Source organism: Komagataeibacter melaceti (assembly GCF_003403295.1).
Taxonomy (GTDB): Bacteria; Pseudomonadota; Alphaproteobacteria; order Acetobacterales; family Acetobacteraceae; genus Komagataeibacter; species Komagataeibacter melaceti.
The window spans coordinates 1-22,507 of the sequence record NZ_QUWV01000136.1; the positions used below are offsets into that span (position 1 = coordinate 1).

Sequence of the window (22,507 nt, forward strand, 5' to 3'; positions counted from 1 at the left end):
TCCACCGGAGAAGCTCAAGAAGTTTCCTCAGCGCCGCCGGTGAAGCGGGATATAGGACCACCCCAGCTAACCGTCAATCAAAAAATGACGGGAAAATGGAAAAATGTTTTCCCCTCAACGGCCTGATGCCCGGAAAAACCGCACTAGGCCGCGCGCTGGCGGTCCATCAGCAAACCCGTCACCATGGACTTGAACGGCGCAACAGCGTCCGCCACCCGCAGCCCGGCACGCCGCAGGACACGGAAAGCAGGCTCATCACGGGTGTAAAGAGTCGCGATTCCATTGGTCGCGGCGAAAAGAGGCATGGTCGCCAGACGATGACGCCGCTCAAAACGCCGCAGCACGGACAGGCTGCCCGGCGACTCACCCCGGGCAAGACCCGCCCCCACTTCTTCCGCAAGGCTCTCCTGCCCCTTGAGGCCGAGATTGAAGCCATGGGCGGTAATGGGGTGCATACCCACGGCGGCATCGCCCACTAGCGCGAAGCCGGGGGCCGCGAAACGGTGCGCATAGACGGCCTTGAGCGGATAGGCATGCCGCGTGCTGACCAGCCGCATGTTGCCCAGCCTGCGCCCGACACGTTCCATGATCTCGGCATTGAAGGCATCACGATCCAGCGTGCGCAGGCGTTCTATCTGTTCCACAGGCAGGGTCAGCACGATGGATGACGCCCCACCGTTGACCGGCAGCAGGGCAACGGTCTGCCCGTCATCAAACCACTGGGTCGCGACATGATGATGCGGCACGTCATGCGCCATGCGGCAGACCAGCATGGCGCGCCGGAAATCATGCATGACGGCGCCAATGCGCTGCAGCCGCCTGATCTGGGAAAAACGGCCATCCGCCCCCACGGCAAGGCGGCATGTAATCTCGCCCCGGTCATGCACGACGGTCATTTCATCCCCGATCCGGCGGAGATGACGTGTGGATGTTCCCGCCAGCAGGCTGATGCCCGGCCGCCTGCTGGCCGCCAGGTACAGGCTACGACGGATGCAGTGGTTGGACACGAGGTAACCCAGCGCATCGACCCCCCGGCCCTGCGTATCGAAAGTCAGGGGGTGGTTGCTGCGCCCGGTCTCGATCCGTGCCTCACGCAGGGGGGATATGGCGACCTGCGGGATATGCTCCCACGCGCCGAGCGACTTGAGGATGGAGACCGAATGATGGGTCATCGCGATCTCGCGCCCGTCAAACGCGGGTTCGGCCCACGGTCCCTGCGGCGCACGCTCGAGCACGGCGACAGAGAGGCCCTGCGCCTCCAGCGACAGGGCGGCAGCAAGACCGGCAGGCCCCCCACCCAGTATGGTTACGTCATGATATGTCATTGATCACCCTGCTCCTGTCCGCATGCCTTATAATGGCTTACGCATCCGCGCCAAACCGCACGGGGGCACCCGTCCATTGCGCCACGTAATCATCCACCGGGCGGCGCTTGGGGCCGATGGCGCCGGCCTGCGGGGTACCGACAAACAGGAAACCCGCCAGCCTGTGTGGTGCGGGAAAGCCCAGCTCGGCAGCAAGTTCCGGGTCATAGGCCACATCGCCACTGACCCATACGCCACCAAAGCCCGTGGCATGCAGGGCATTGAGGATGTTCATGGCCGCCGCGCCCACGGCAAGTTCCTGCTCCAGCAGGGGAATCTTGTGTTCAGGCCGCAGGTGCATGCCCAGCACGATGGTCATCGGCATGGTTGAAAAACGTGACTGGCGCTTTTCAACCTTCGCCTGCGGCACTTCGGGGTCAAGCCGCTTCATGCTGGCCACGACCCGTTCCGCCAGCGCGCGCCGGGCATCACCCTGCACGATGGCATAGCGCCAGGGGCGCAGCTTGCCATGGTCGGGCGCACGCATGGCCGTGGAGAGGATGCTTTCCAGCACCGCGCCCGCCGGGGCCGGTTCCGCCAGCGCATCCGTGGAAAACCGCGACAGAAGGAGATCGAGCGATGTCATGTGGTCGTTCCCTGCAAATGGGCGCCCCCTGACAGTCCTGTACCTGACGGCGGGAGCAATTGACGCGACACCATGCAGCAACTGCCCGGCAATGCCAATATCCACCTGTGCGCACGCACGTCCTGCGCGCACGGGATCGGTATGGATTCCGGCTGCGCGCTTCTATAGAAGGGGGGACATGAATACCCCACGCACAGCCACGGTCCACCGCGCCACCAGCGAGACCGACATCACCGTCACCATCAACCTTGATGGCACGGGCCAGACCCGCATTGATACCGGGATCGGCTTTTTCGACCATATGCTGACCGCCCTTGGCCGCCATAGCATGTGTGACCTGGATGTGACCGCCCGGGGGGACCTGCATATCGACTACCACCATACGGTGGAGGATACCGGCATCGCGCTGGGCAAGGCCTTCGCGCAGGCCATTGGCGACAAGCGCGGCATCCGCCGCTATGGCAGCGCCACCGTCCCGCTGGATGAGGCGCTGTGCGAGGCCGTGATCGACATTTCGGGGCGTCCGTTCCTTGCCTGGTCCGTCACCTTCGGGCGCGACAAGATCGGGGAAATGGACACGGAACTGTTCGAGGAATTCTTCCGCGCCTTTGCCATGAGCGCCCTTGTCACCCTGCACATGGTCCAGCGCGCAGGCCATAACTGCCACCATATTGCCGAGGCCGCGTTCAAGGCGCTGGCCCGCGCCCTGCGCACGGCAAGCGAGGCGGACCCCCGCGCGGGCGGGATCATCCCGTCCACCAAGGGCAGCCTGTGACATTCTACGCCGCCCTGCTGCCACCCGCGCACGCCGCCAGCCCCGCACCCGGCCCCGTGATGGTGGCGGAGCGCATGTCGTGGCTGGTGCTACTGTGCGGCTGGGTCGGGCTCATGCTGCGGGGCTGCCCTGTCAGCGGGCTGCTGGCGGGCGGAACGAGCATCCTGATCGGGCGGCTCGCACCCCCGGCCTACGCGCTGCCGCTGCTGGGCGGATTCCACCTGCTGCTGGCGCTGTACGCGCCTGACCTGCGGCAGTGGGAACTGCGCCTGCGCGGCTACCGGCCCGCACGCGGCGTTTACGCCACCAGCCCCCGCGCCGCCCTACTGCGCTGGATGGACCGTGCCCCGGCCCATCCCGTTTCCCCTTTGACATGAGGCATCGCATGCCCGCGCATACCCGCACACAGTCCATAGTGGTGATCGACTATAATGGCGGAAACCTGGCCTCCGCCGCCCGTGCGCTGGCGCGCGCGGCGCAGGATGGCGGGATTGATGCCGAAGTCACCATTACCGCGGACCCGCAGGCCGTACGGCAGGCCGACCGGATCGTGCTGCCCGGACAGGGCGCGTTTGCCGACTGCGCATCCGGCCTTGCCGCCCGTCCCGGCCTGCGCGACGCGATTGTGGAGGCAACCGATAACGGCATACCCTTCCTTGGCATCTGCGTGGGCATGCAGCTCATGGCCGAACGGGGGCGCGAGCATGGCGTGACCCCCGGCTTTGGCTGGATCGCGGGGGAAATCCGGCTTATGGACGCCCCCGACCTGCGCCTGCCGCAGATGGGGTGGAACCAGCTTGAATTCACCCCCGGCGCGCACCCCCTGACCGAAGGGCTGGATGCGGATGCGCATGGCTATTTCGTCCATTCCTTCGCCCTGGCGCAGTACGATCCGGCCGACATGGTGGCCATGACCGATTATGGCGGTCAGGTGCCCGCCATCGTGGCGCGCGGCAACCGGGCGGGCACGCAGTTCCATGTGGAAAAGAGCCAGAAGGTGGGCCTGCGCATCCTGTCCAACTTCCTGCGCTGGACCCCCGCGGCAGGTGCTACGCCATGACACGGCGCAACATGTCCCCCGCCGGCACCATCCATGCCGAGCGGGTGCAGAACATGGATGATGATGACCTGCACGCCCTGTGCGACGCGACCAACGCCGCCATTCTGGATGGCGGCGGGTTCGGCTGGCTGGCCCCGCCCCCGCGTGAGACGCTGGAGCGTTATTTCCGGGGCGTGCAGCTTGTGCCCGAACGGCAGATGTTCGTGGCCCGCCTGGATGGCATGATCGTAGGCTCCGCCCAGCTTGTGCGCCCGCCGCGCAATAACGAGGCGCAGGCCATGAGCGCCACCCTCATGCACTTCTATATAGCACCCTATGCACGACGGCTGGGGCTGGGCCGCCTGCTGCTGGCCGAAGTGGAAAACTGCGCGCGCAGCATGGGCTACCAGATCATCAACCTTGATGTGCGCGAGACCCAGACCGAGGCCGTGCGCCTGTTCCGAAGCTGCGGCTTCCACCACTGGGGCACCCACCCCAGCTATGCCCGCACGGACGGGCGGACCGTCCGTGGCCTGTTCTTCACCAAACGCCTGCAGGATGACGAGCGGATCGTACCCGCCCACCCGCAGGATGCCTCAACCCCCATTCCTGCAGCAGGACATGCCCCCGTGACCGGACACAGCCTGACACTCTATCCCGCCATTGACCTCAAGGACGGCACCTGCGTGCGCCTGCGCCGGGGCGAGATGGACAACGCCACCGTCTATTCCGATGACCCCGGCGCACAGGCGCTGGCATGGATCCACGCCGGCTGCACATGGCTGCACGTGGTGGACCTGAACGGCGCCTTTGCCGGGCGTTCGGCCAATACCGAAGCCATTGAGGCCATCATCGCCAACGCCACCGTTCCGGTGCAGCTTGGCGGTGGCCTGCGCGATATGGACAGCATCGGCAAATGGCTCAATGCCGGGATCAGCCGTGTCATCCTGGGCAGCGTGGCGGTCAAGAACCCCGACCTGGTGCGCGAGGCCTGCCGCCTGTTCCCCGGGCGGATCGTGGCGGGCATCGACGCCCGCAGCGGTCAGGTCGCGACCGAGGGCTGGGCCGAAACATCGGAAATGAAAGCGGTGGAACTGGGCCTGCGCATGCAGGACGCGGGCGTTGCCGCCGTCATCTTCACCGAGATCAGCCGCGACGGCATGCTGACCGGCATCGACATCGAACAGACGGCCGACATGGCCAATGCGCTGTCCATTCCCGTCATCGCCAGTGGCGGGGTTGGCTCGCTCGCGCATCTGGAGGCCCTGCGCGCCGCCACCGCGCAGGCCCCGGGAATCGAGGGCGTGATCGTGGGCCGCGCGCTGTATGACGGGCGGATCGACCTGAGCGAAGCCCTGCGGGTCCTGTCCTGATGCTGAAGCTGCGTGTCATCCCCTGCCTGGATGTCAAGAACGGCCGTGTGGTCAAGGGCGTCAACTTCGTCTCCCTGCGTGATGCGGGCGACCCGGTGGAACAGGCCGCCGTGTACGACGCGGCGGGGGCGGATGAGCTGACCTTTCTGGACATTACGGCCAGCAACGAGAACCGTGACACCATCCTTGATGTCGTCAGCCGCACGGCGGAGCGGATTTTCCTGCCGCTTACGGTAGGCGGCGGCGTGCGCACCACCGATGACATGCGCCGCCTGCTGCTGGCGGGTGCTGACAAATGCGCCATGAATTCCGCCGCCGTGTCCCGCCCTGAACTGGTCAGCGAGGCCGCGCAGAAATTCGGCAGCCAGTGCGTTGTGGTCGCCATTGATGCACGCAGCGATGGCCATGGGGGCTGGGAAGTCTATACCCATGGCGGCCGCACCCCCACCGGCCGCAGCGTGATCGACTGGTGCCGCGAGGTGGCCGAGCGTGGCGCGGGCGAGATCCTGCTGACCAGCATGGACCGTGACGGCACGGGCAAGGGATTCGACCTGGACCTGCTGCGCGCGGCCAGTGCGGGCGTGCGCATTCCCATCGTCGCCTCAGGCGGCGTGGGCGAGCTTGAGCATTTTGTCGAGGGCGCACGCGCGGGTGCCACCGGCCTGCTGGCGGCCAGCGTGTTCCACTTCGGCCAGTTTACCATCCCCCAGGTCAAGCAGGCGCTGGACAGGGCGGGCCTGCCGGTCCGCCAGACTTCCTGATACCCCCTTTACCGCCTATCGGAGCATTGCCATGGCCAAGCCAGACAAATCCCGCAAGAACGCCCCGGCCAAGACCGCCGCCACCGTAAAGCTGGAGGCCGTGGGCCCGGCCTCCCCCGAGGTGCTGGACCGCCTGTTCGCGGTGGTGGAATCACGCCGGGGCACGGACCCCTCCATCAGCCATTCCGCCCGGCTGCTGGCGCGTGGGCGGCGCAAGATCGCCCAGAAATTCGGTGAGGAAGCGGTCGAGTGCCTGATCGAGGCCGTGGCGGGCAACCGCGACGAACTGGTGAGCGAAAGCGCTGACGTGCTCTATCACCTGATCGTGATGTGGGTGGATGCGGGCGTGACATCGGCCGATGTCTGGGCCGAACTGCAGCGGCGCGAAGGCACCAGCGGCGTGGCCGAAAAGGCATCGCGCCCGCGCGACCCGCTGGCCTGACCCCCAACCCGCAACAGGAGAAAGCCCATGGCCGTAAGCGGCATCGGACCCTATGACCCGCAGAATGTCTTTGCCCGCATCCTGCGCGGCGAACTGCCATGCAACAAGGTTTATGAGGACGAATACGCCCTCGCCTTCCACGATATCGCGCCCAAGGCGCCCGTGCATGTGCTGATCATACCAAAGGGGGCCTATGTGTCCTTTGCCGATTTCAGCCGCAATGCGTCCGAAGCCGAAATCGCGGGCTTCACCCGCGCGGTCGGCACGGTCAGCCGCCAGCTTGACCTGGAGGCGCGCGGGTACCGTCTGCTGTCCAACGTGGGCGAGGAAGCGGGGCAGGAAGTGCCGCATTTCCATGTCCACCTGTTTGGTGGCCGGGCGCTGGGGGCACTGCTGCCCGGCTGAACGGGTATTAGCGCGACTGTATCTCGAACAGTTCGCGATAAATCCCGCCATGCCGGGCCATAAGCTCGGCATGGGTGCCGTCTTCCCATACCCGCCCGTGGCGAAAGACGATGATGCGGTCCAGCCCCATGACGGTGGACAGCCGGTGGGCGATCACCAGCACCGTCCGCCCGGCCATGAGGCGCTCCATCGCCTGCTGGACCAGCAGTTCGGAATGGGAATCGAGGCTTGATGTCGCCTCGTCCATGATGACGATGCGTGCCCGGCTCAGGAAGGCACGGGCGATGACAATGCGCTGCCTTTCCCCACCGGACAGCTTGACCCCGCGCTCCCCCACCATGGTGGCGTAGCCACGCGGCAGGCGGTCGATGAAATCCGCGGCATTGGCCTGCCGCGCCGCGTGGGCAATTTCGGCAGCCGTGGCGTCGGGGCGGCCATAGGCGATGTTTTCCGCCACGGAGCGGTGGAACAGGAGTGGTTCCTGCGGCACGATGGCGATCTGCCCGCGCAGGCTCGCCTGCGTGACGGTGGCGATATCGGTCCCGTCAATGGTGATACGCCCGCCATTCACATCATAAAGCCGCTGCAAAAGCCGCGTCAGCGTGGTCTTGCCCGAGCCGGATGGCCCGACAAGCGCCACCCTGCTGCCCGGGGCGATATCAAGGTTCAGGTCATCAAACAGCAGGCGCCCATGCTGGCGGGTATAACCAAAGGCGACATGCTCAAAGCGGATATGCCCCGCCCCGACCACAAGCCTGCCCGCCCCCGGCGCATCGGCCACATCGGGCTTCATGTGGAACAGGGCCACGAGTTCACCCATCTCGTTGACCGAGCGCTGCACGACCGAGATCTGCTGGCCAATATCGCGCAGGTAGCCCTGTATCACGAACATCATGGTCAGTACGTAGGCAACATCCCCCGGCCCGGCGCGGCCTTTGGCCCATAACAGCGCAACCCCGGCAATCAGCGCCATGCGCATGGCCAGCGCTGCCAGGTTCTGCAGGTTGGCACTGTTCGTGCCCCGCAGCCATGAACGCAGCATCCGCCCGCGCCAGCGGTTGGCAACCCATGCCAGCCGCGCATCCTCACGCGCTTCGGCCCCATAGGCCTTGACCACCGCGTTGCACGTCACCGCATCGGACAGGGTGGCCCCCATGCGGGTATCCCACCTGTTGGCCAGTTGCGCGGACGGGGCGACGTAACCCAGCGTCAGCATGACCGACAGCCCGATCAGCGCCACGGCCCCCACCGCCAGCACCAGCCCCATGAGCGCCCAGTGAAACGCCAGCACCGCCGTGGTGACACACAGGATGATCACCTCCGGCGCGAGCATGAGCAGGAGCGTATCACCCAGCGTGTCGATCGCCCCCAGCCCGCGCGTGATCCGCCTTACGGTGGAGCCCGCGAAATTGCTGGCGTGCCACTCGCTGGAAAAACGCTGCACGCGGGCAAATGCCTCCGTCACGATGGTGGACATGACGCGCGATGTCAGATGGGAGATGGAGACATACGCCATGCGCCGCGCCAGTATGCCACCCACGCCCAACCCGGTCAGGCCGGCCACGTCGCGCATTACGTGGTGCAGTGCTCCCCCCTGCGCGGGGCGTGACACGTCACTGACCAGCCAGCCCGCCAGCAGCGGCATCATCACATCGGCAACCGTGGCGATGGCGATCCCCACCAGCGTCCATGCCAGACAGGCCGGGTGCGCCCGCCACCGGCGCCATACAAAACCCAGCACATCGGAAAATTCATGCCGCCCCGCTGCCGGGCGGGAAAAGAAGGAAGCCATTACCACCATGTCCTGATGCCGGAAGACAGGAAAAAACCACACCGCAAGGGGGCCGGAAGGACTAGCCGCCGCATGGCCCGTACGCAAGAACGCAAGGCCCCTGCTCAGGGCCAGGCAATTTACATACGTCCCCCCAAGGCCCCACAATGCCGCGCGACAGACCAGCGAGCCGCCCATGAAAACACCCACCCGCCGCACCAGACCCGCCCGTCGCAACATGACACTGGCGGAAGTACGGGCCTTCATCACCCAACTGGCCGCGGCCAACCCCAATGCCGAGAGCGAACTCAATTTTGTGGATGACTACACCCTGCTGGTGGCGGTGGTGCTGTCCGCGCAGGCGACGGATGCCTCGGTCAACAAGGCCACGGTCGCACTGTTCCGTGACGCCCCGACCCCGCAGGCCATGGTGGAACTGGGGGAGGAAAAGGTCGGCGCGCATATCCGCACCATCGGGCTGTGGCGGACCAAGGCGCGCAATGTGGTCGCGCTGTCGCGGCAGTTGCTCGAACGTTTTGATGGCAGGGTGCCGTTTGACCGCGCGGCGCTGGAATCCCTGCCCGGCGTGGGGCGCAAGACGGCCAATGTCGTGATGAATGTGGCGTTTGGTGACAGCACGATGGCGGTGGATACGCACATCTTCCGTATCGGCAACCGCACGGGGCTGGCCCCCGGCACGACGCCGCGCGCGGTGGAGGATCAGCTTGTACGCCGCATCCCCGCCGATATGCTGCGCCCCGCCCACCACTGGCTGATCCTGCACGGGCGGTACGTGTGCAAGGCCCGCAAGCCTGAATGCTGGCGCTGCCCCGCCTTTGACCCCTGCCAGTACCGCCTGAAGGAAGACCTGCGCGCCACAGGGCCAGAAACCGCGCCTGCCACGGCTGCGAAATAGTCTTTCCAGACCCGTGGCGGGGCGGGTCTATTCCGCCCGCGCCATGGGCAGGTCCGGCATCCCGGCCCCGCCGGGGCGCATGACCCATGGCCGCGCACCCCGCACCTGTCGGTCGGAACGGATGACCAGATTATCCCCTCCGCGCTGATAGACGGCATAAGCCCCCTCATGCCACAGGTCGAAACGCCCGATCAGCGCCATGCCCGGGCAGGGCCGCTGTGCCGCCAGTTCCACCAGCAGCCTGCCCCCCGCGCACACCGAAGCCGGCCTGACAGCACCCGATGACAGCAGGACAATATCACCCGCAGGATCGTGGATACGGCAGGTGCCCCCATGGCAGGATAGGCCGCCCACCGCCCCATCCACCGGCAGCAATGCGGCTGGCAGCCCCGTCACCCGCTGCCATTCACGCAGTATGAACGGGTCCGGGTGCGCGCCGGGGCCGATCAGCAGCTTATGCTCCATCACCACCCCGGCCATACGCCCGTCAGGGGCGATGACCAGCACGGGCGGGGACACCACCAGCGGTGACATGACCGCCAGCAGCACCGGCACAATCCCCGCCAGCCGCGCCCGACCGCGCCCCAGGCACAGCCAGCACAACCCGGCGAAGAACAGCGCCAGCGCGCCATTACCCATGGCAGGCACCCCGACCCGCGCCATGGGCAGACCCGCCACCATGCGCGCCAGCCATGCTACCAGCCCGATTCCCCACCCCATCGGCACCAGCGCCAGCTTTTCCAGCCCCACGGGCATGAGCGCACAGGCCGCCAGCCCCCATGGCATGATCCATACGGACATGAGCGGCACGGCCAGCAGGTTGGCCATCACGAACCACGGCTGCACCGTGCCAAAATGCGCCATGCCCACCGGAATGCACGCCCCGCCCGCCAGCACGCTGGCCATGAACGGATGGGCGATGCGGGCAGCGGCCCGACGCCATAACGCGACCTCGTACCGCCAGGCGGACAGGCGGGGCCGCAGGAAATCGAAACCGGCTATCAGCGCCATCACGGCGGCCGCCGACATCTGGAGTGACAGTTCGGCCACGTTTTCCGGGTCAAGGCACAGCAGGCACGTCACAGCCAGCGCCAGTGCGCGCATGGACATCGCCCGCCTGCCCGCCAGTAGCGCCATGACCGCCAGCCCCGCCATGAACAGGCTGCGCAGCGCCGGAAGGTGCCCGCCGGTCACAATAACGTAAGCACCACCCGCCAGCAGGGCGCAGGCCGCCGCGATCTCGCGGCACGGCCAGAACAGCGCCGCACGTTCGGACAGGGCCAGCCCCGCCCGCACCGCGCCCATGACCAGCCCCATCACAATGGCCAGATGCAGCCCCGCCACCGCCAGCAGGTGGGCAAGCCCGGCATCGGCAAAGGCCGCGCGCACAGGTGGGTCAATCGCGCCATCCGCCCCCACCAGCACCGTTGCGGCAATGGCCCCGCGCGTATCCGGCAGGGCCGCCCGAATCCGGCGCTCCATGTCCTGCCGCAGGCGCGCGACAGCGCTTTCCAGACTTCCCGGCCCCACTTCATGCAGGCTGGCAGACGGGCCAAGCGCGCGGCCATACCCGGCAATCCCGTCAAACCATGCGCGGCGCTGGGCATCGTAGCCGCCCGGCAGGGCGGGAAAGGCGGGCGGAACCAGCAGGGCGGATACGGATATGTCCTCCCCCGCCATTGGCCGGGCCGGATCATCGGGGCGCAGGCGCACCAGCAGCCTGCGCCGCAGCGGGGGCATGCCCGTATTGATGCCGTCAAGGAACCGGACATCGGCCAGCAGGAGTCGCCATGCCAGCGCGCCATCATGCCCGACCTGCCGCTCCACCCCCACCACATGGCCCGACAGATGGACAGCGCGGCGCGGCAGGTCGGGAAAGGGCGGCTGCCTGTGGGCCTGTGTCCATGCCAGCAGGCAGCCGGCGGCACATGCCCCCAGCACGCCACACCCCACACGCACCGGCAGGACAGCGGGCCAGACCAGCCGCGCGGCCAGACAGGCCACAACGACCGTTCCCGCCGCCAGCGCCCATGTCATCCCCGGCTCCCACGGCAGGGCGAAATACAGTGCGATTCCCCCCGCCAGCAGCACCGGCAGCCACAGGACAAGGCAGTCATGCTGCCCCCACAGCCACAGGGCCACCGCAACACGCGCGCGCCGCAGCCCGGCCCATGGGAAGGCCGTGGGGGTTACGCCATCATGCTGTGCAATATACTGGCGCGCCAGAAGAACCCCCGTCTTTCATGTCCCCGCTCTCACATCCCGGCCCCGCCATATCCATGCGTGACCTGAATGCACACCTTACCGGCCATGCGGGCGCACGCACCAGAGAAGCCCCTGTCAGCAGGCCGAAAACATGCTAAGGAGCCGGCTCATGACTGTCCGTACGCGTTTTGCTCCCAGCCCCACCGGCCTGCTGCATATCGGCAACGCCCGTGCCGCCCTTTTCAATTTTCTCTATGCCCGCCACCACGGCGGGCAGTTCCTGCTCCGGATCGAGGATACCGACCGCGAACGCTCAACGCAGAAAGCGGTGGACGTGCTGTTCGACGGCCTGGCCTGGATGGGAATCGAAGCCGATGAGAAGCCGGTCTTCCAGTCCACCCGGCAGGCCCGCCATACCGAGGTGGCGCATGCCCTGCTAGAACGCGGGCTGGCCTATCGCTGCTACTGCACGGCCGAGGAACTGAAGGAAATGCGCGAGACCGCGATGGCCGAAGGCCGTCCCCCGCGCTACAACGGCATGTGGCGCGACCGCGATCCGTCCGAAGCCCCCGCCAACACCCCCTACACCATCCGTATCAAGGCCCCGCGTGAGGGCGAAACCGTCATTCACGACCTGGTGCAGGGCGACGTGCGCGTGGCCAACGCGGAGCTGGATGACATGATCATCCTGCGCGCGGATGGCACGCCGGTCTATCAGCTTGCCGTGGTGGTGGATGACCATGACATGGACATCACCCACGTCATCCGTGGCGATGACCACCTGACCAACACCTTCCGCCAGGCCATGATCTACCGCGCCATGGGGTGGGACCTGCCGCATTTCGCCCACCTGCCGCTGATCCACGGCCCGGACGGGGCCAAGCTGTCCAAGCGGCACGGGGCGCAGTCCGTCGTCGAGTTCCGGGAAATGGGCTACCTGCCCGAAGCCCTGAACAACTACCTGCTGCGCCTTGGCTGGGGCCATGGCGATGCCGAGATCCTGTCGCGTGAGGAACAGATCAGGCTGTTCGACCTCGACGGCGTGGGCCGTTCGCCCTCACGCATGGATTACGCCAAGCTGCTGCACATCAACGGCGTGTGGATGCGGCAGGCCGATGACACGCGCCTGACCAATGACGTGATGGAGCGGCTGGGCAAGATGGAAGGGGTCGATACCTCCGACGCCACACGCGCCAGGGTACTGGACCTCATGCCCGGGCTGAAGGAACGCGCCAAGACGCTGGTGGAACTGGCGGACAATGCCGCGTTCCTTGGCCGTTCGGTCCCGCTCACCTTCGATCCCAAGGCCGAAAAGCAGTTGACCCCGGAAAACCGGGTCATGCTGGGCAAGCTGGCCGAAGCGCTGAAGGCGACCGAACCGTTTGGCAAGGAAGCCATCGACGCGACCCTGCGCCAGTTTGCCGAGACGCATGAAATGAAGCTGGGCAAGGTGGCGCAGCCGCTGCGCGCCGCCGTGACCGGCAGCACCATGTCCCCCGGCATTGACGATACGCTGGCCGCCCTTGGCCGCGACGAGGTCATTGCCCGCATCAACGCGGTCACCGCCCATGAATGAGCGCAGCGGCCATGGCAGCAACGTGTTCCTGACCCGCCCGGCGCGGCACCTGCTGGGCGTGCAGGGCATGCATCCCAGCCGGATCACGCCCTTCCTTGACCTGGCGGAACATTATGCCCTGCTCAACCGGTCGCGCAAAACGCCGCGCGACCTGCTGCGCGGCCGCACGCTCATCAACCTGTTTTTCGAGGACAGCACGCGCACGCGTACCTCGTTTGAACTGGCAGGCAAGCGGCTGGGCGCGGATGTGGTGAACATGACGGTGGCCAGTTCCTCGGTCAACAAGGGGGAGACGCTGCTGGATACGGCCGCCACCCTGAACGCCATGCATACCGACCTGCTGGTGGTCCGTCATTCACAGTCCGGCGCGCCCGCCCTGCTGGCGCAGAAGGTGCAGGCCAGCGTGGTCAACGCTGGTGACGGCACGCATGAACACCCCACGCAGGCGCTGCTTGACGCCCTGACCATCCGCCGCCACTTCGGCACGTTCGAGGGGCTGACCATCGCCATCTGCGGTGACGTGAGCCACAGCCGCGTCGCGCGTTCCAACATCCACCTGCTGACCGCAATGGGCTGCCAGGTGCGCGTGGTGGGACCGCCCACGCTGGTGCCCGGCGCGATCGGGGCGCTGGGGGTCAGCATCCACCACACGATGGAAGACGGGCTGCGGGGCGTGGACGTAGTCATGATGCTGCGCGTGCAGCGCGAACGCATGCAGGGCACGCAGGTGCCCAGCGCGCGCGAATATTTCCGCTTCTACGGGCTGGACAGCAAGCGCCTGGCACTGGCCCGGCCGCATGCGCTGGTCATGCATCCCGGCCCGATGAACCGGGGCGTGGAGATTGACAGCCGCGTGGCCGATTCAGACCAGAGCGTGATCCGTGAGCAGGTTGAAATGGGGGTTGCCGTGCGCATGGCGGTGCTGGACATCCTCTCACGCGGGGGAGACGGCGCATGAAGCCGGTCGTATTTGAAAATGTCCGCCTGATCGACCCCGCCAGCGGGCTTGACCGCCCCGGCCGCCTGCTGGTGCGTGACGGCGTGATCGCGGGCACCGACCTGCCAGGGGCCGAAGGCCGGCCCGAAGGCGCGGATGTTATCGACGGGCGCAACGAGCTTGTCCTGTGCCCCGGCCTGGTGGACATGCGCGTCACGATTGGCGAACCCGGCTTTGAATACCGCGAGACCGTGGCCTCCGCCGCGCGCGCGGCCGTGGCCGGTGGCATCACCACCATTGCGGTGCTGCCCAATACCAGCCCGACCATCGACAACCCCGCCCTTGCCCGCCTGCTGCGCACGCGCGGCGAGGAAACGGGCATGATCGACATCCTGCCCTATGGCGCGCTGACGCGTGGATGCGCGGGCAAGGAAATGGCCGAAATCGGCCTGCTGGCGGAAGCCGGGGCCATCGCCTTTACCGACGGGCCGCATGCCATTGGCGACAGCCGCATGATGCGCCAGATGATGACCTATGCCAAAGGCTTCGGCGCGCTGATCGTCCAGCACCCCGAAGACCCCTCGCTCGCACGCGGCGGCTGCGCCACCGATGGCGAACTGGCAACACGGCTGGGCCTGCCCGGCATTCCCCCCGCGGCCGAGGCCATCCTGATCGCACGCGACCTCCGCCTTGCGCGCATGACCGGGGGGCGGCTGCATTTCGGCCATGTCTCCACCGCCGAGGGACTGGACCTGATCCGCAGCGCCCGGGCGGACGGGCTGAAGGTGACGTGCGATACCGCGCCGCCCTATTTCGACCTCAATGAAACCGTGATCGGTGACTTCCGCACCTATGCCAAGCTGTCCCCGCCGCTGCGGGCCGAGGCCGACCGCAGGGCGGTATGCGCGGCGCTGGCGGATGGCACGATCGACGCCATAGCCTCCGACCACATGCCGTGCGACGCGGATGACAAGCGCCAGCCCTTCGCCGTGGCGGCGGCGGGTGGCACCGGGCTGTGCACCCTGCTTGCGGTCACGCTGGCGCAGGTGCATGCGGGCAATCTGGGCATGAGTGATGCCATTGGCCTGCTGACCCACCGCCCCGCCCGCGTGCTGGGCAGCGACGCAGGCACGCTGGAAACGGGACGGCCTGCGGATCTGTGCCTGTTCAACCCTGATACCGGCTGGATCGTGCGCGCGGGCGAACTGCCCGGCAAGGCCCAGAACACCCCGTTTGACGGCCGCGCGCTGGAAGGCCGCGTGATCGGCACATGGAAGAAGGGGCGGCAGGTCCATGGGGCGCAGGCCGCATGATCTACGACATCCCCACCTATGACCTGCCGCTTATGGCGGGTGTGGCGTTCCTGTCCTACCTGATTGGCAGCGTGCCCTTCGGGCTGGTGCTGACCGCGCTGTCCGGCAATGGCGACATCCGCAAGATCGGGTCGGGCAATATCGGGGCGACCAACGTGCTGCGCACCGGGCGCAAGGGGCTGGCGGCGGGCACGCTGGCGCTGGACGGGACAAAGGGTGCGTTCGCCGTTTTCTGCGCCTTCGTGCTGTGTCCGTTCCACACGCTTGCCGCCGAATCACTGGCCGCCGTTGCTGTCGTGCTGGGACACTGCTTTCCCGTGTGGCTGAAATTCAAGGGCGGCAAGGGCGTCGCCACGGGGCTGGGCAGCCTGCTTGCCCTCATGCCCGTGGTGGGGCTGTGCTGCTGTGCGGTGTGGCTGATCTTTGCCAAGGTCACGCGCATTTCCTCCGCCGGTGCGATCATGGCGTTCGCAGTGGTGCCACTGCTCATGATCCGGCCGGGGGGCATTCCCTTCTCGTCCCCCGCCTATCTGGCGGGCGCGCTGATCGCGGCGGTGATCGTGCTGCGCCACCATGCCAATATCAGCCGCCTTATCAGGGGCACGGAACCCCGGATCGGCCAGAAAAACGCATGATCGGGCGCGCATGACCCCCGCCGATGCCGAAACGCTTCTGGCCTGCCTGCGGCTGGCGCGGACGGACGGCATCGGCCCGGTCAGCTATCGCCGCCTGATCCAGACCCATGGCAGCGCCCGCTCCGCGCTGGACATGCTTGAACGTGGCGCCACGCGCATAAGCCGTAATGTGGGCCAGCCCTGCCCTTATGACGACGCGCTGCATGAATATGAACGCCTGCAGGCCATGGGGGGGCACCTGCTGGTGCATTGCCATGCGGGTTATCCCCCGCTTCTGGCCCACCTGCACGACGCGCCACCCGTGCTGAGCGTGCTGGGCGACCCGGCGCTGCTGGCGAGTCGGATGGTGGGAATCGTGGGCGGGCGCAATGCCTCCTCCGGCGGGGTGCGCATGGCGGAAAGCCTTGCCGCCCTTCTGGCGGCGCAGGGGGTGGACACCGTATCGGGTCTTGCGCGCGGGATTGACGCCGCCGCCCATCGCGGTGCGATGACCGCGGGCCGCACCGTGGCCGCCATCGCCGGGGGGCTGGACTGCCCCTACCCGCCCGAACACACATCACTTCAGGACCAGATCGCCCATACTGGCGCAGTTGTGACCGAAGCCCCGCTGGGCACGGTGCCGCAGGCGCGGCATTTCCCGCGCCGCAACCGGCTTATTGCCGGATTGGGGCTGGGCTGCGTGGTGATCGAGGCCGCGCCGCGCTCTGGCAGCCTTATTACCGCACGCATGGCGCTGGATTACGATCGCACGGTATTCGCCGTTCCCGGCTCCCCGCTCGACCCGCGCTGCCGGGGCAGCAACGACCTGCTGCGCCAGGGCGCGGTGCTGACGGAAAACGAGCGCGATGTCCTACGCGAACTCCCTGAATCCATTGAAGAAAACAGCCTGTTCCCCCTGCATGCCCAACCACCGCGCGCACGGTCCGCGCGCACCGGCCAGTCGCCTGTCCCCATGCCCGCACCCGACCCCACGCCACCTCCGGCCGCGGCACCGGATGGGGGTGGTGACATTTATGAAAGAGTCGAGGGATTTCTATCTTTCACGCCATCGCCTGTTGACGATCTTGTACGGCGCTGCCAGTTCTCCACAGCAGCAGTCCTGACTGTCCTGTCGGAAATGGAGATTGCGGGCATGATCGAATTCCTTCCGGGGGATATGGTCGTGCGCTGTCCCTCCCCGCCCTGACAGCAGACACTGAAGCAAGGTTTGAGAATCGTGATCCGGAGACAGAATGACTGACGTCGTGGTGGTCGAATCGCCAGCCAAGGCGAAAACGATCAATAAGTATCTGGGCGATCAATTTACGGTTCTTGCCTCGTTCGGGCACGTGCGTGACCTGCCGCCCAAGGATGGAAGCGTGCGGCCTGACGAGGGCTTCGCCATGGTGTGGGAAACCGACGAGCGCGGCAGCCGCCAGATCGCGGCCATTGCCAAGGCGCTGCGCGGGGCGCGCCACCTCTACCTCGCCACTGACCCTGACCGCGAGGGGGAAGCCATTTCGTGGCATGTGCGCGCCATCCTTGAGGAAAAGAACCTCCTCAAGGGGATCGAGGTACAGCGCGTCACGTTCAACGAGATCACCAAAAGCGCCATCAAGGCCGCGATGGCGCATCCGCGTGAACTCGATTTCCCGCTGATCGAGGCCTATCTGGCCCGGCGCGCGCTGGATTACCTGGTCGGCTTCACGCTTTCACCCGTGCTGTGGCGCAAGCTGCCCGGCTCGAAAAGTGCGGGCCGCGTGCAGTCGGTCGCGCTGCGGCTGATCTGTGAGCGCGAAGCCGAGATCGAGGTTTTCCGCCCGCGTGAATACTGGTCGGTCATCGCGCACATGACCACGCCCGCAGGCGCTGCCTTCACCACGCGGCTGACGCATCTGGACGGCCACAAGCTCGACCAGTTCGACCTGGGCGATGAAGCCAGCGCCATGCGTGCGAAAGCAGCGGTGGAAGCGGGCGATTACAGCGTGGGCAAGGTCGAGCGCCGCAAGGTCCGCCGCAACCCGCCGCCCCCCTTCACCACATCGACCATGCAGCAGGAAGCCTCACGCAAGCTGGGCATGGGCGCGCAGGTGGCCATGCGCACGGCCCAGCAGCTTTATGAAGGCATCGACATCGGCGGTGAGACGGTTGGCCTCATCACCTATATGCGAACCGATGGCGTGCAGATGGCAGGCGAGGCCATAAGCGCCATCCGCAGCCATATCGGCCACAGCTTTGGCGAGCAGTACGTGCCCGAAAAGGCGCGCATCTATTCCACCAAGGCCAAGAACGCGCAGGAAGCGCATGAGGCCATCCGCCCGACCGACGTGCGCCGCACGCCAGCGGACATGGCGCCCTACCTCTCACCCGAGCAGAAGAAGCTGTACGATCTGGTCTGGAAGCGTTCGGTCGCAAGCCAGATGCAGTCCGCCGAACTGGATCAGGTGGCGGTGGACATCATGGACCGCCAGCAGCGCACGACGCTGCGCGCCACCGGCTCCATCATCGCGTTTGACGGCTTCCTGCGCCTGTACAGCGAAGGCCGCGACGATTCCCCCGCCAAGGCGGATGACGATCAGGACCGCATGCTGCCCGCCATGACCGAGCGCGATGCGATCGGCCGGGGCGATGTCGTGGCCGACCAGCACTTCACCCAGCCGCCGCCGCGTTATTCGGAAGCCTCGCTGGTCAAGAAGATGGAAGAGATCGGCATTGGCCGTCCGTCCACCTATGCCTCCATCCTGACCGTGCTGCGTGACCGCAATTATGTACGCCTCGAAAGCCGGCGTTTCATACCGGAAGATCGCGGGCGGCTGGTCACGGCGTTCCTCACGTCCTTTTTCGAGCGCTATGTCGATACGCAGTTCACGGCCGGGCTGGAGGAGCAGCTTGATGACATTTCCGGTGGCCGGGCCAACTGGCGCGATGTCATGGCTGCGTTCTGGAACGATTTCTCCCACGCGGTGGACCAGACCAAGGACCTGAAGATATCCGATGTCATCACGGCCCTTGATGCGGATCTCTCGCCCTACTTCTTCCCGCAGCGCGAGGACGGGCAGGATCCGCGCGTCTGCACGGCATGCCATACGGGACGGCTGGGGCTGAAGCTGGGCCGCTATGGCGCGTTCATTGGCTGTTCCAATTATCCAACCTGCCAGTACACCCGCAAGCTGGTGGCCGACCCGAACGAGGGCGATGAAGCCGCTTCGCTCAAGGACGGCCTGCGCGTGCTGGGCACCGGCCCGTCGGGCGAGGAAATTACCGTGCGCCGCGGCCCATGGGGGCTGTACGTGCAGCAGGGCGAACCCGACCCCGAGGACAAGAAGGCCAAACCCAGGCGCGCCACCATTCCCCGTGGGCTGGATGGCGATTCGATCACGCTGGAACAGGCGGTGGGTCTACTGTCGCTGCCGCGCATCGTGGGCGTCCACCCCGAACTGGGCGAGCCGATCGAGGCCGGGCTGGGGCGCTTCGGGCCGTACGTGAAAATGGGCGCGATCTACGGGTCACTGGACAAGGACGATGATGTCCTGACCGTAGGCCTGAACCGCGCGGTCGATGCGCTGGCCAAGAAGCTGGCCTCCATCCGCACGATCGGCCCCCACCCCAAGGATGGCGAACCGGTTCTGGTGCGCAAGGGCCGCTTTGGCCCCTATGTCCAGCACGGCTCGATCGTGGCCACCGTACCGCGCGGGCAGGACATGAATGACGTGACCATGGAGGAAGCCCTCATGCTGCTGACCGAAAAGGGCAAGCCGCTGAAGGCCAAGGGCAAGAAAGCCCCCGCCCGCAAGCCTGCCGCACGCAAGACGAAGGCAAAGGCGGCGGAACCCACCGAAGAGGGCGCGCCCGCGAAGAAGAAGCCCGCCGCACGCAAAACCACGGCGAGCAAAACTGCGGCCAGCAAGACCACCACCACACGCAAGCCCGCCACGCGCAGGAAGGCCAGCGCCAAAAGCACTGAAAGCACCGAAAGCGGGGCTGACTGACCATGAAACGGCAGCGTCCAGCACCTCCCGAGATGCCGGACCGCCTGCCCACGGGCACATCCCCGGCCCGGACAGGTGGCCTGCCCGACCGTGAACAGCTCCGCGCGTTCATCGAGAACGCGCCGGGCCGGATCGGCAAGCGCGAGATCAGCCGCCAGTTCGGCCTGGGGCCGGAACACCGGCGGCCCCTGCGCGAGATGCTGCGGGACATGGCGCTGGATGGCACGCTGGCGCCCGCGGGCGCGCGGCGCTTTCGCGTATCCGACCGGCTGCCCGAATCCGCCGTGGTGCAGGTAACCGGCACCGATGCCGATGGAGACCCCATCGCCCGACCCGTCCAGTGGGACGGCGAAGGGTCTTCCCCCGTCGTGTTCATGCACCCCGAACTGCGCGGACGCCCCGCCCTTGCGCCGGGCGAGCGCGTGGTCGCGCGCCTGCGCCGGGTCGGCCCCGGCCGGTACGAAGGCCGCACCCTGCGCCGCCTGACCGATGCGCCCGTGCAGATCGTGGGCCTGTTCCACAGGCTGGATGAAAGCGATCCCGCCCTTGCCGCACCCGCCCGCTTCCGCCCGGCGGGCAGGCTGACCCCGGCGGACCGGCGCGCGAAGGCGGAATGGAGCATCCCGGCGGGGGAGGACGATGACGCCCCGGACAATGAAGTCGTCATTGCCGAGCCCCTGCCCCAGGCCGGCCCCGGCCTGCACCCCGCGCGGATCATCCAGCGCCTCGGCCCGCAGGGCGATGCGCGGACCATCAGCATGGTCGCCGTCGCCATGCTGGGCATCCCCCACCTCTTTCCCACCGAGGCACTGGCACAGGCCCGCGCCGCGCGCGGTGTGGCGCCAGATGGCCGCACGGACCTGCGCGACGTGCCGCTCGTGACCATTGACGGCGCGGACGCCCGTGACTTCGATGACGCCATTTACGCCGAGCCGGATGGCGAGGGCTTCCGCATTACCGTCGCGATCGCGGATGTGGCCTGGTACGTCCGCCCCGGCAGCGCGCTGGACCGCGAAGCCCGCCTGCGCGGCAATTCGGTCTATTTTCCCGACCGGGTCATTCCCATGCTGCCCGAGGAACTGTCCAACGGCTGGTGCTCGCTCCGCCCGAACGAGGACAGGGGCTGCCTGTTCATCGACATGCGGGTCGCGGCCAATGGCGTGGTGTCGGATGCGCGCCCCGGCCGTGGCATCATGCGCAGCGCGGCACGACTAACCTATGAACAGGTGCAGGCAGCCCGAGACGGCGCACCCGACACCACCATGCAGTCCCTGCCCGATGGCCTGCTGGACAGCCTGTTCGGGGCATGGTCGTGCCTGTCACGCGCCCGCGCCGAACGCGGCACGCTGGACCTGGACCTGCCCGAACGTCAGGTGCACCTGAACGATCACGGCCAGATCGAGACCATCCGGCCCCGCATCCGTCTCGACAGCCACAGGCTGGTCGAAGAATTCATGATCGCGGCCAATGTCGCCGCCGCACATTATCTTGAACGGCGGCATGTTCCCTGCCTGTACCGGATTCACGCGCCCCCCGCGCCCGAGCGGTTAGAAACCCTGCGCCGCGCGCTGGAAATGATGGGCCTATCCCTGCCGCCCGTGGGCAGGCTGCGCGCAACCGATCTGGACCGCGTGCTGCGACAGGTCAGCGATACGGATCAGGCGGGGCTGGTGAACGAACTGGTCCTGCGCGCCCAGAACCAGGCGGAATACAGCCCCGATCCGGTCGGGCATTTCGGGCTGTCCCTTTCGGCCTATGCCCATTTTACCAGCCCCATCCGACGTTATGCCGACCTGCTGACCCATCGCGCGCTGCTGGTCGCCGCCGGGCTGGAACCCGGCCCGGCACCCGACCATGAAACGCTGGAGGAAACCGGGCAGGCCATTACCCGGACCGAACGCCGCGCCGCACAGGCCGAGCGCGATACGCTGGAACGTTATGCCGCCACATGGCTTGAAACCCGTGTGGGCAGCGTAATGGAGGCGCATATTTCGAGCCTGTCACGATTCGGCATTTTCGTGGTTCTGGACGCAACCGGCACATCCGCCCTGCTGCCCATGTCTGCCCTGCCGGAAGATCAGTGGCATCATGACGAAAAAACGCAGACATTATCGGGACGCAACACGACCATGGCATTCCGCCCCGGTCAGGCCCTGCGCGTACGGATAGAAGAGACATGCGCCATCCGGGGAACAGTCCTGCTGGCACTTCCCGATGCCCCGCCGCCCCGATGGAAACGGCGGGCATGAAGCGCCGCCAGTTCGCGGCCATCATACTGCGCCCCATGGGCAGGGGCGCGGAGAGTACGCTCACATGGCGGCGGCGCATGTCCTCGCTGGGCCATCTGCCGCGTGACACCATCATCCTGCTGCTTGTCATGGTCCGGCTGACCACCTCGGCCTGCGCCGAGGATGCACCCACCTCCCCCCGTATCGCGGCAC

At 66.9% G+C, this 22,507-nt stretch carries 19 protein-coding genes and 1 pseudogene; 16 read left to right on the plus strand and 4 right to left on the minus strand.

Translation table 11 applies throughout. The features are described 5' to 3' along the window. Positions 1-143: 143 nt before the first annotated feature. Positions 144-1,325, minus strand: a complete 1,182-nt coding sequence (gene ubiM, locus DY926_RS13745; RefSeq protein ID WP_116703882.1) for a 5-demethoxyubiquinol-8 5-hydroxylase UbiM — start codon at positions 1,323-1,325, stop codon at positions 144-146. A 37-nt stretch (positions 1,326-1,362) separates the two neighbouring features. Next, the gene (locus DY926_RS13750) at positions 1,363-1,950 is read right to left on the minus strand and encodes a nitroreductase family protein (RefSeq protein ID WP_116703883.1); all 588 of its coding nucleotides are present in this window, start codon (positions 1,948-1,950) and stop codon (positions 1,363-1,365) included. A 178-nt stretch (positions 1,951-2,128) separates the two neighbouring features. Here DY926_RS13750 and hisB point away from each other — a divergent pair, with 178 nt between their 5' ends. From hisB to DY926_RS13785, 7 genes are read left to right on the plus strand one after another with little or no spacing between them, the layout of a single operon-like run. Then, positions 2,129-2,725, plus strand: a complete 597-nt coding sequence (gene hisB, locus DY926_RS13755) for an imidazoleglycerol-phosphate dehydratase HisB (protein WP_116703884.1) — start codon at positions 2,129-2,131, stop codon at positions 2,723-2,725. Next, positions 2,722-3,102: a hypothetical protein gene (locus tag DY926_RS13760; protein WP_116703885.1), complete on the plus strand. Its 381-nt coding sequence runs from the start codon at positions 2,722-2,724 to the stop codon at positions 3,100-3,102. Before hisB ends, DY926_RS13760 begins: the two co-directional genes overlap by 4 nt. Before the next feature lie 8 nt (positions 3,103-3,110). Continuing rightward, positions 3,111-3,785 (plus strand): imidazole glycerol phosphate synthase subunit HisH, encoded by a 675-nt coding sequence (gene hisH / locus DY926_RS13765; RefSeq protein WP_116703886.1) that lies wholly within the window; start codon positions 3,111-3,113, stop codon positions 3,783-3,785. After that, positions 3,782-5,137, plus strand: a complete 1,356-nt coding sequence (hisA, locus tag DY926_RS13770) for a 1-(5-phosphoribosyl)-5-[(5-phosphoribosylamino)methylideneamino]imidazole-4-carboxamide isomerase (protein ID WP_116703887.1) — start codon at positions 3,782-3,784, stop codon at positions 5,135-5,137. The genes hisH and hisA overlap by 4 nt, the downstream gene beginning before the upstream one ends. Beyond that, on the plus strand, positions 5,137-5,898 hold the full coding sequence (hisF, locus tag DY926_RS13775; protein ID WP_116703888.1) for an imidazole glycerol phosphate synthase subunit HisF: 762 nt from the start codon (positions 5,137-5,139) through the stop codon (positions 5,896-5,898). The genes hisA and hisF overlap by 1 nt, the downstream gene beginning before the upstream one ends. Positions 5,899-5,929: 31 nt before the next feature. Continuing rightward, a complete protein-coding gene (locus tag DY926_RS13780; protein WP_116703889.1) occupies positions 5,930-6,340 on the plus strand; it encodes a phosphoribosyl-ATP diphosphatase in 411 nt (136 codons plus the stop codon). 27 nt (positions 6,341-6,367) lie between these two features. Then, positions 6,368-6,745, plus strand: coding sequence for a histidine triad nucleotide-binding protein (locus tag DY926_RS13785; protein WP_116703890.1), 378 nt, complete (start codon positions 6,368-6,370; stop codon positions 6,743-6,745). A gap of 7 nt (positions 6,746-6,752) precedes the next feature. Here the strand turns inward: DY926_RS13785 and DY926_RS13790 are convergent, their stop codons facing one another. Next, positions 6,753-8,537, minus strand: coding sequence for an ABC transporter ATP-binding protein (locus DY926_RS13790; protein ID WP_186336180.1), 1,785 nt, complete (start codon positions 8,535-8,537; stop codon positions 6,753-6,755). A 175-nt stretch (positions 8,538-8,712) separates the two neighbouring features. Between DY926_RS13790 and nth the strand changes: the two genes are divergently transcribed. After that, positions 8,713-9,432: an endonuclease III gene (gene nth, locus DY926_RS13795; protein WP_116703892.1), complete on the plus strand. Its 720-nt coding sequence runs from the start codon at positions 8,713-8,715 to the stop codon at positions 9,430-9,432. Between the two features lie 27 nt (positions 9,433-9,459). Here nth and DY926_RS13800 read toward each other — a convergent pair whose 3' ends face one another. Next, positions 9,460-11,574, minus strand: coding sequence for a ComEC/Rec2 family competence protein (locus DY926_RS13800; RefSeq protein ID WP_241503231.1), 2,115 nt, complete (start codon positions 11,572-11,574; stop codon positions 9,460-9,462). Between the two features lie 232 nt (positions 11,575-11,806). Between DY926_RS13800 and gltX the strand changes: the two genes are divergently transcribed. The 8 genes and pseudogenes from gltX to DY926_RS13840 form a co-directional block, all read left to right on the plus strand. Further along, positions 11,807-13,213 carry a glutamate--tRNA ligase gene (gltX, locus tag DY926_RS13805; protein WP_116703894.1) on the plus strand — a complete coding sequence of 469 codons (1,407 nt, stop codon included), beginning with the start codon at positions 11,807-11,809 and terminating at the stop codon, positions 13,211-13,213. Next, positions 13,206-14,171, plus strand: coding sequence for an aspartate carbamoyltransferase catalytic subunit (locus tag DY926_RS13810; protein ID WP_116703895.1), 966 nt, complete (start codon positions 13,206-13,208; stop codon positions 14,169-14,171). The genes gltX and DY926_RS13810 overlap by 8 nt, the downstream gene beginning before the upstream one ends. Further along, a complete protein-coding gene (locus DY926_RS13815) occupies positions 14,168-15,463 on the plus strand; it encodes a dihydroorotase (protein WP_116703896.1) in 1,296 nt (431 codons plus the stop codon). Before DY926_RS13810 ends, DY926_RS13815 begins: the two co-directional genes overlap by 4 nt. Then, on the plus strand, positions 15,460-16,098 hold the full coding sequence (gene plsY, locus DY926_RS13820) for a glycerol-3-phosphate 1-O-acyltransferase PlsY (RefSeq protein ID WP_116703897.1): 639 nt from the start codon (positions 15,460-15,462) through the stop codon (positions 16,096-16,098). Before DY926_RS13815 ends, plsY begins: the two co-directional genes overlap by 4 nt. A 10-nt stretch (positions 16,099-16,108) precedes the next feature. After that, the gene (dprA, locus tag DY926_RS13825) at positions 16,109-17,284 is read left to right on the plus strand and encodes a DNA-processing protein DprA (RefSeq protein WP_116703898.1); all 1,176 of its coding nucleotides are present in this window, start codon (positions 16,109-16,111) and stop codon (positions 17,282-17,284) included. 46 nt (positions 17,285-17,330) lie between these two features. Continuing rightward, positions 17,331-20,066 carry a type I DNA topoisomerase gene (gene topA / locus DY926_RS13830; protein WP_116703899.1) on the plus strand — a complete coding sequence of 912 codons (2,736 nt, stop codon included), beginning with the start codon at positions 17,331-17,333 and terminating at the stop codon, positions 20,064-20,066. Positions 20,067-20,098: 32 nt separating this feature from the next. Then, complete coding sequence (locus tag DY926_RS13835; protein WP_116703900.1) at positions 20,099-22,315, plus strand: ribonuclease R family protein; 2,217 nt, start codon at positions 20,099-20,101, stop codon at positions 22,313-22,315. Beyond that, positions 22,312-22,507: pseudogene (locus DY926_RS13840) on the plus strand (S41 family peptidase); the annotation flags it as partial. The gene DY926_RS13835 and the pseudogene DY926_RS13840, both read left to right, overlap by 4 nt.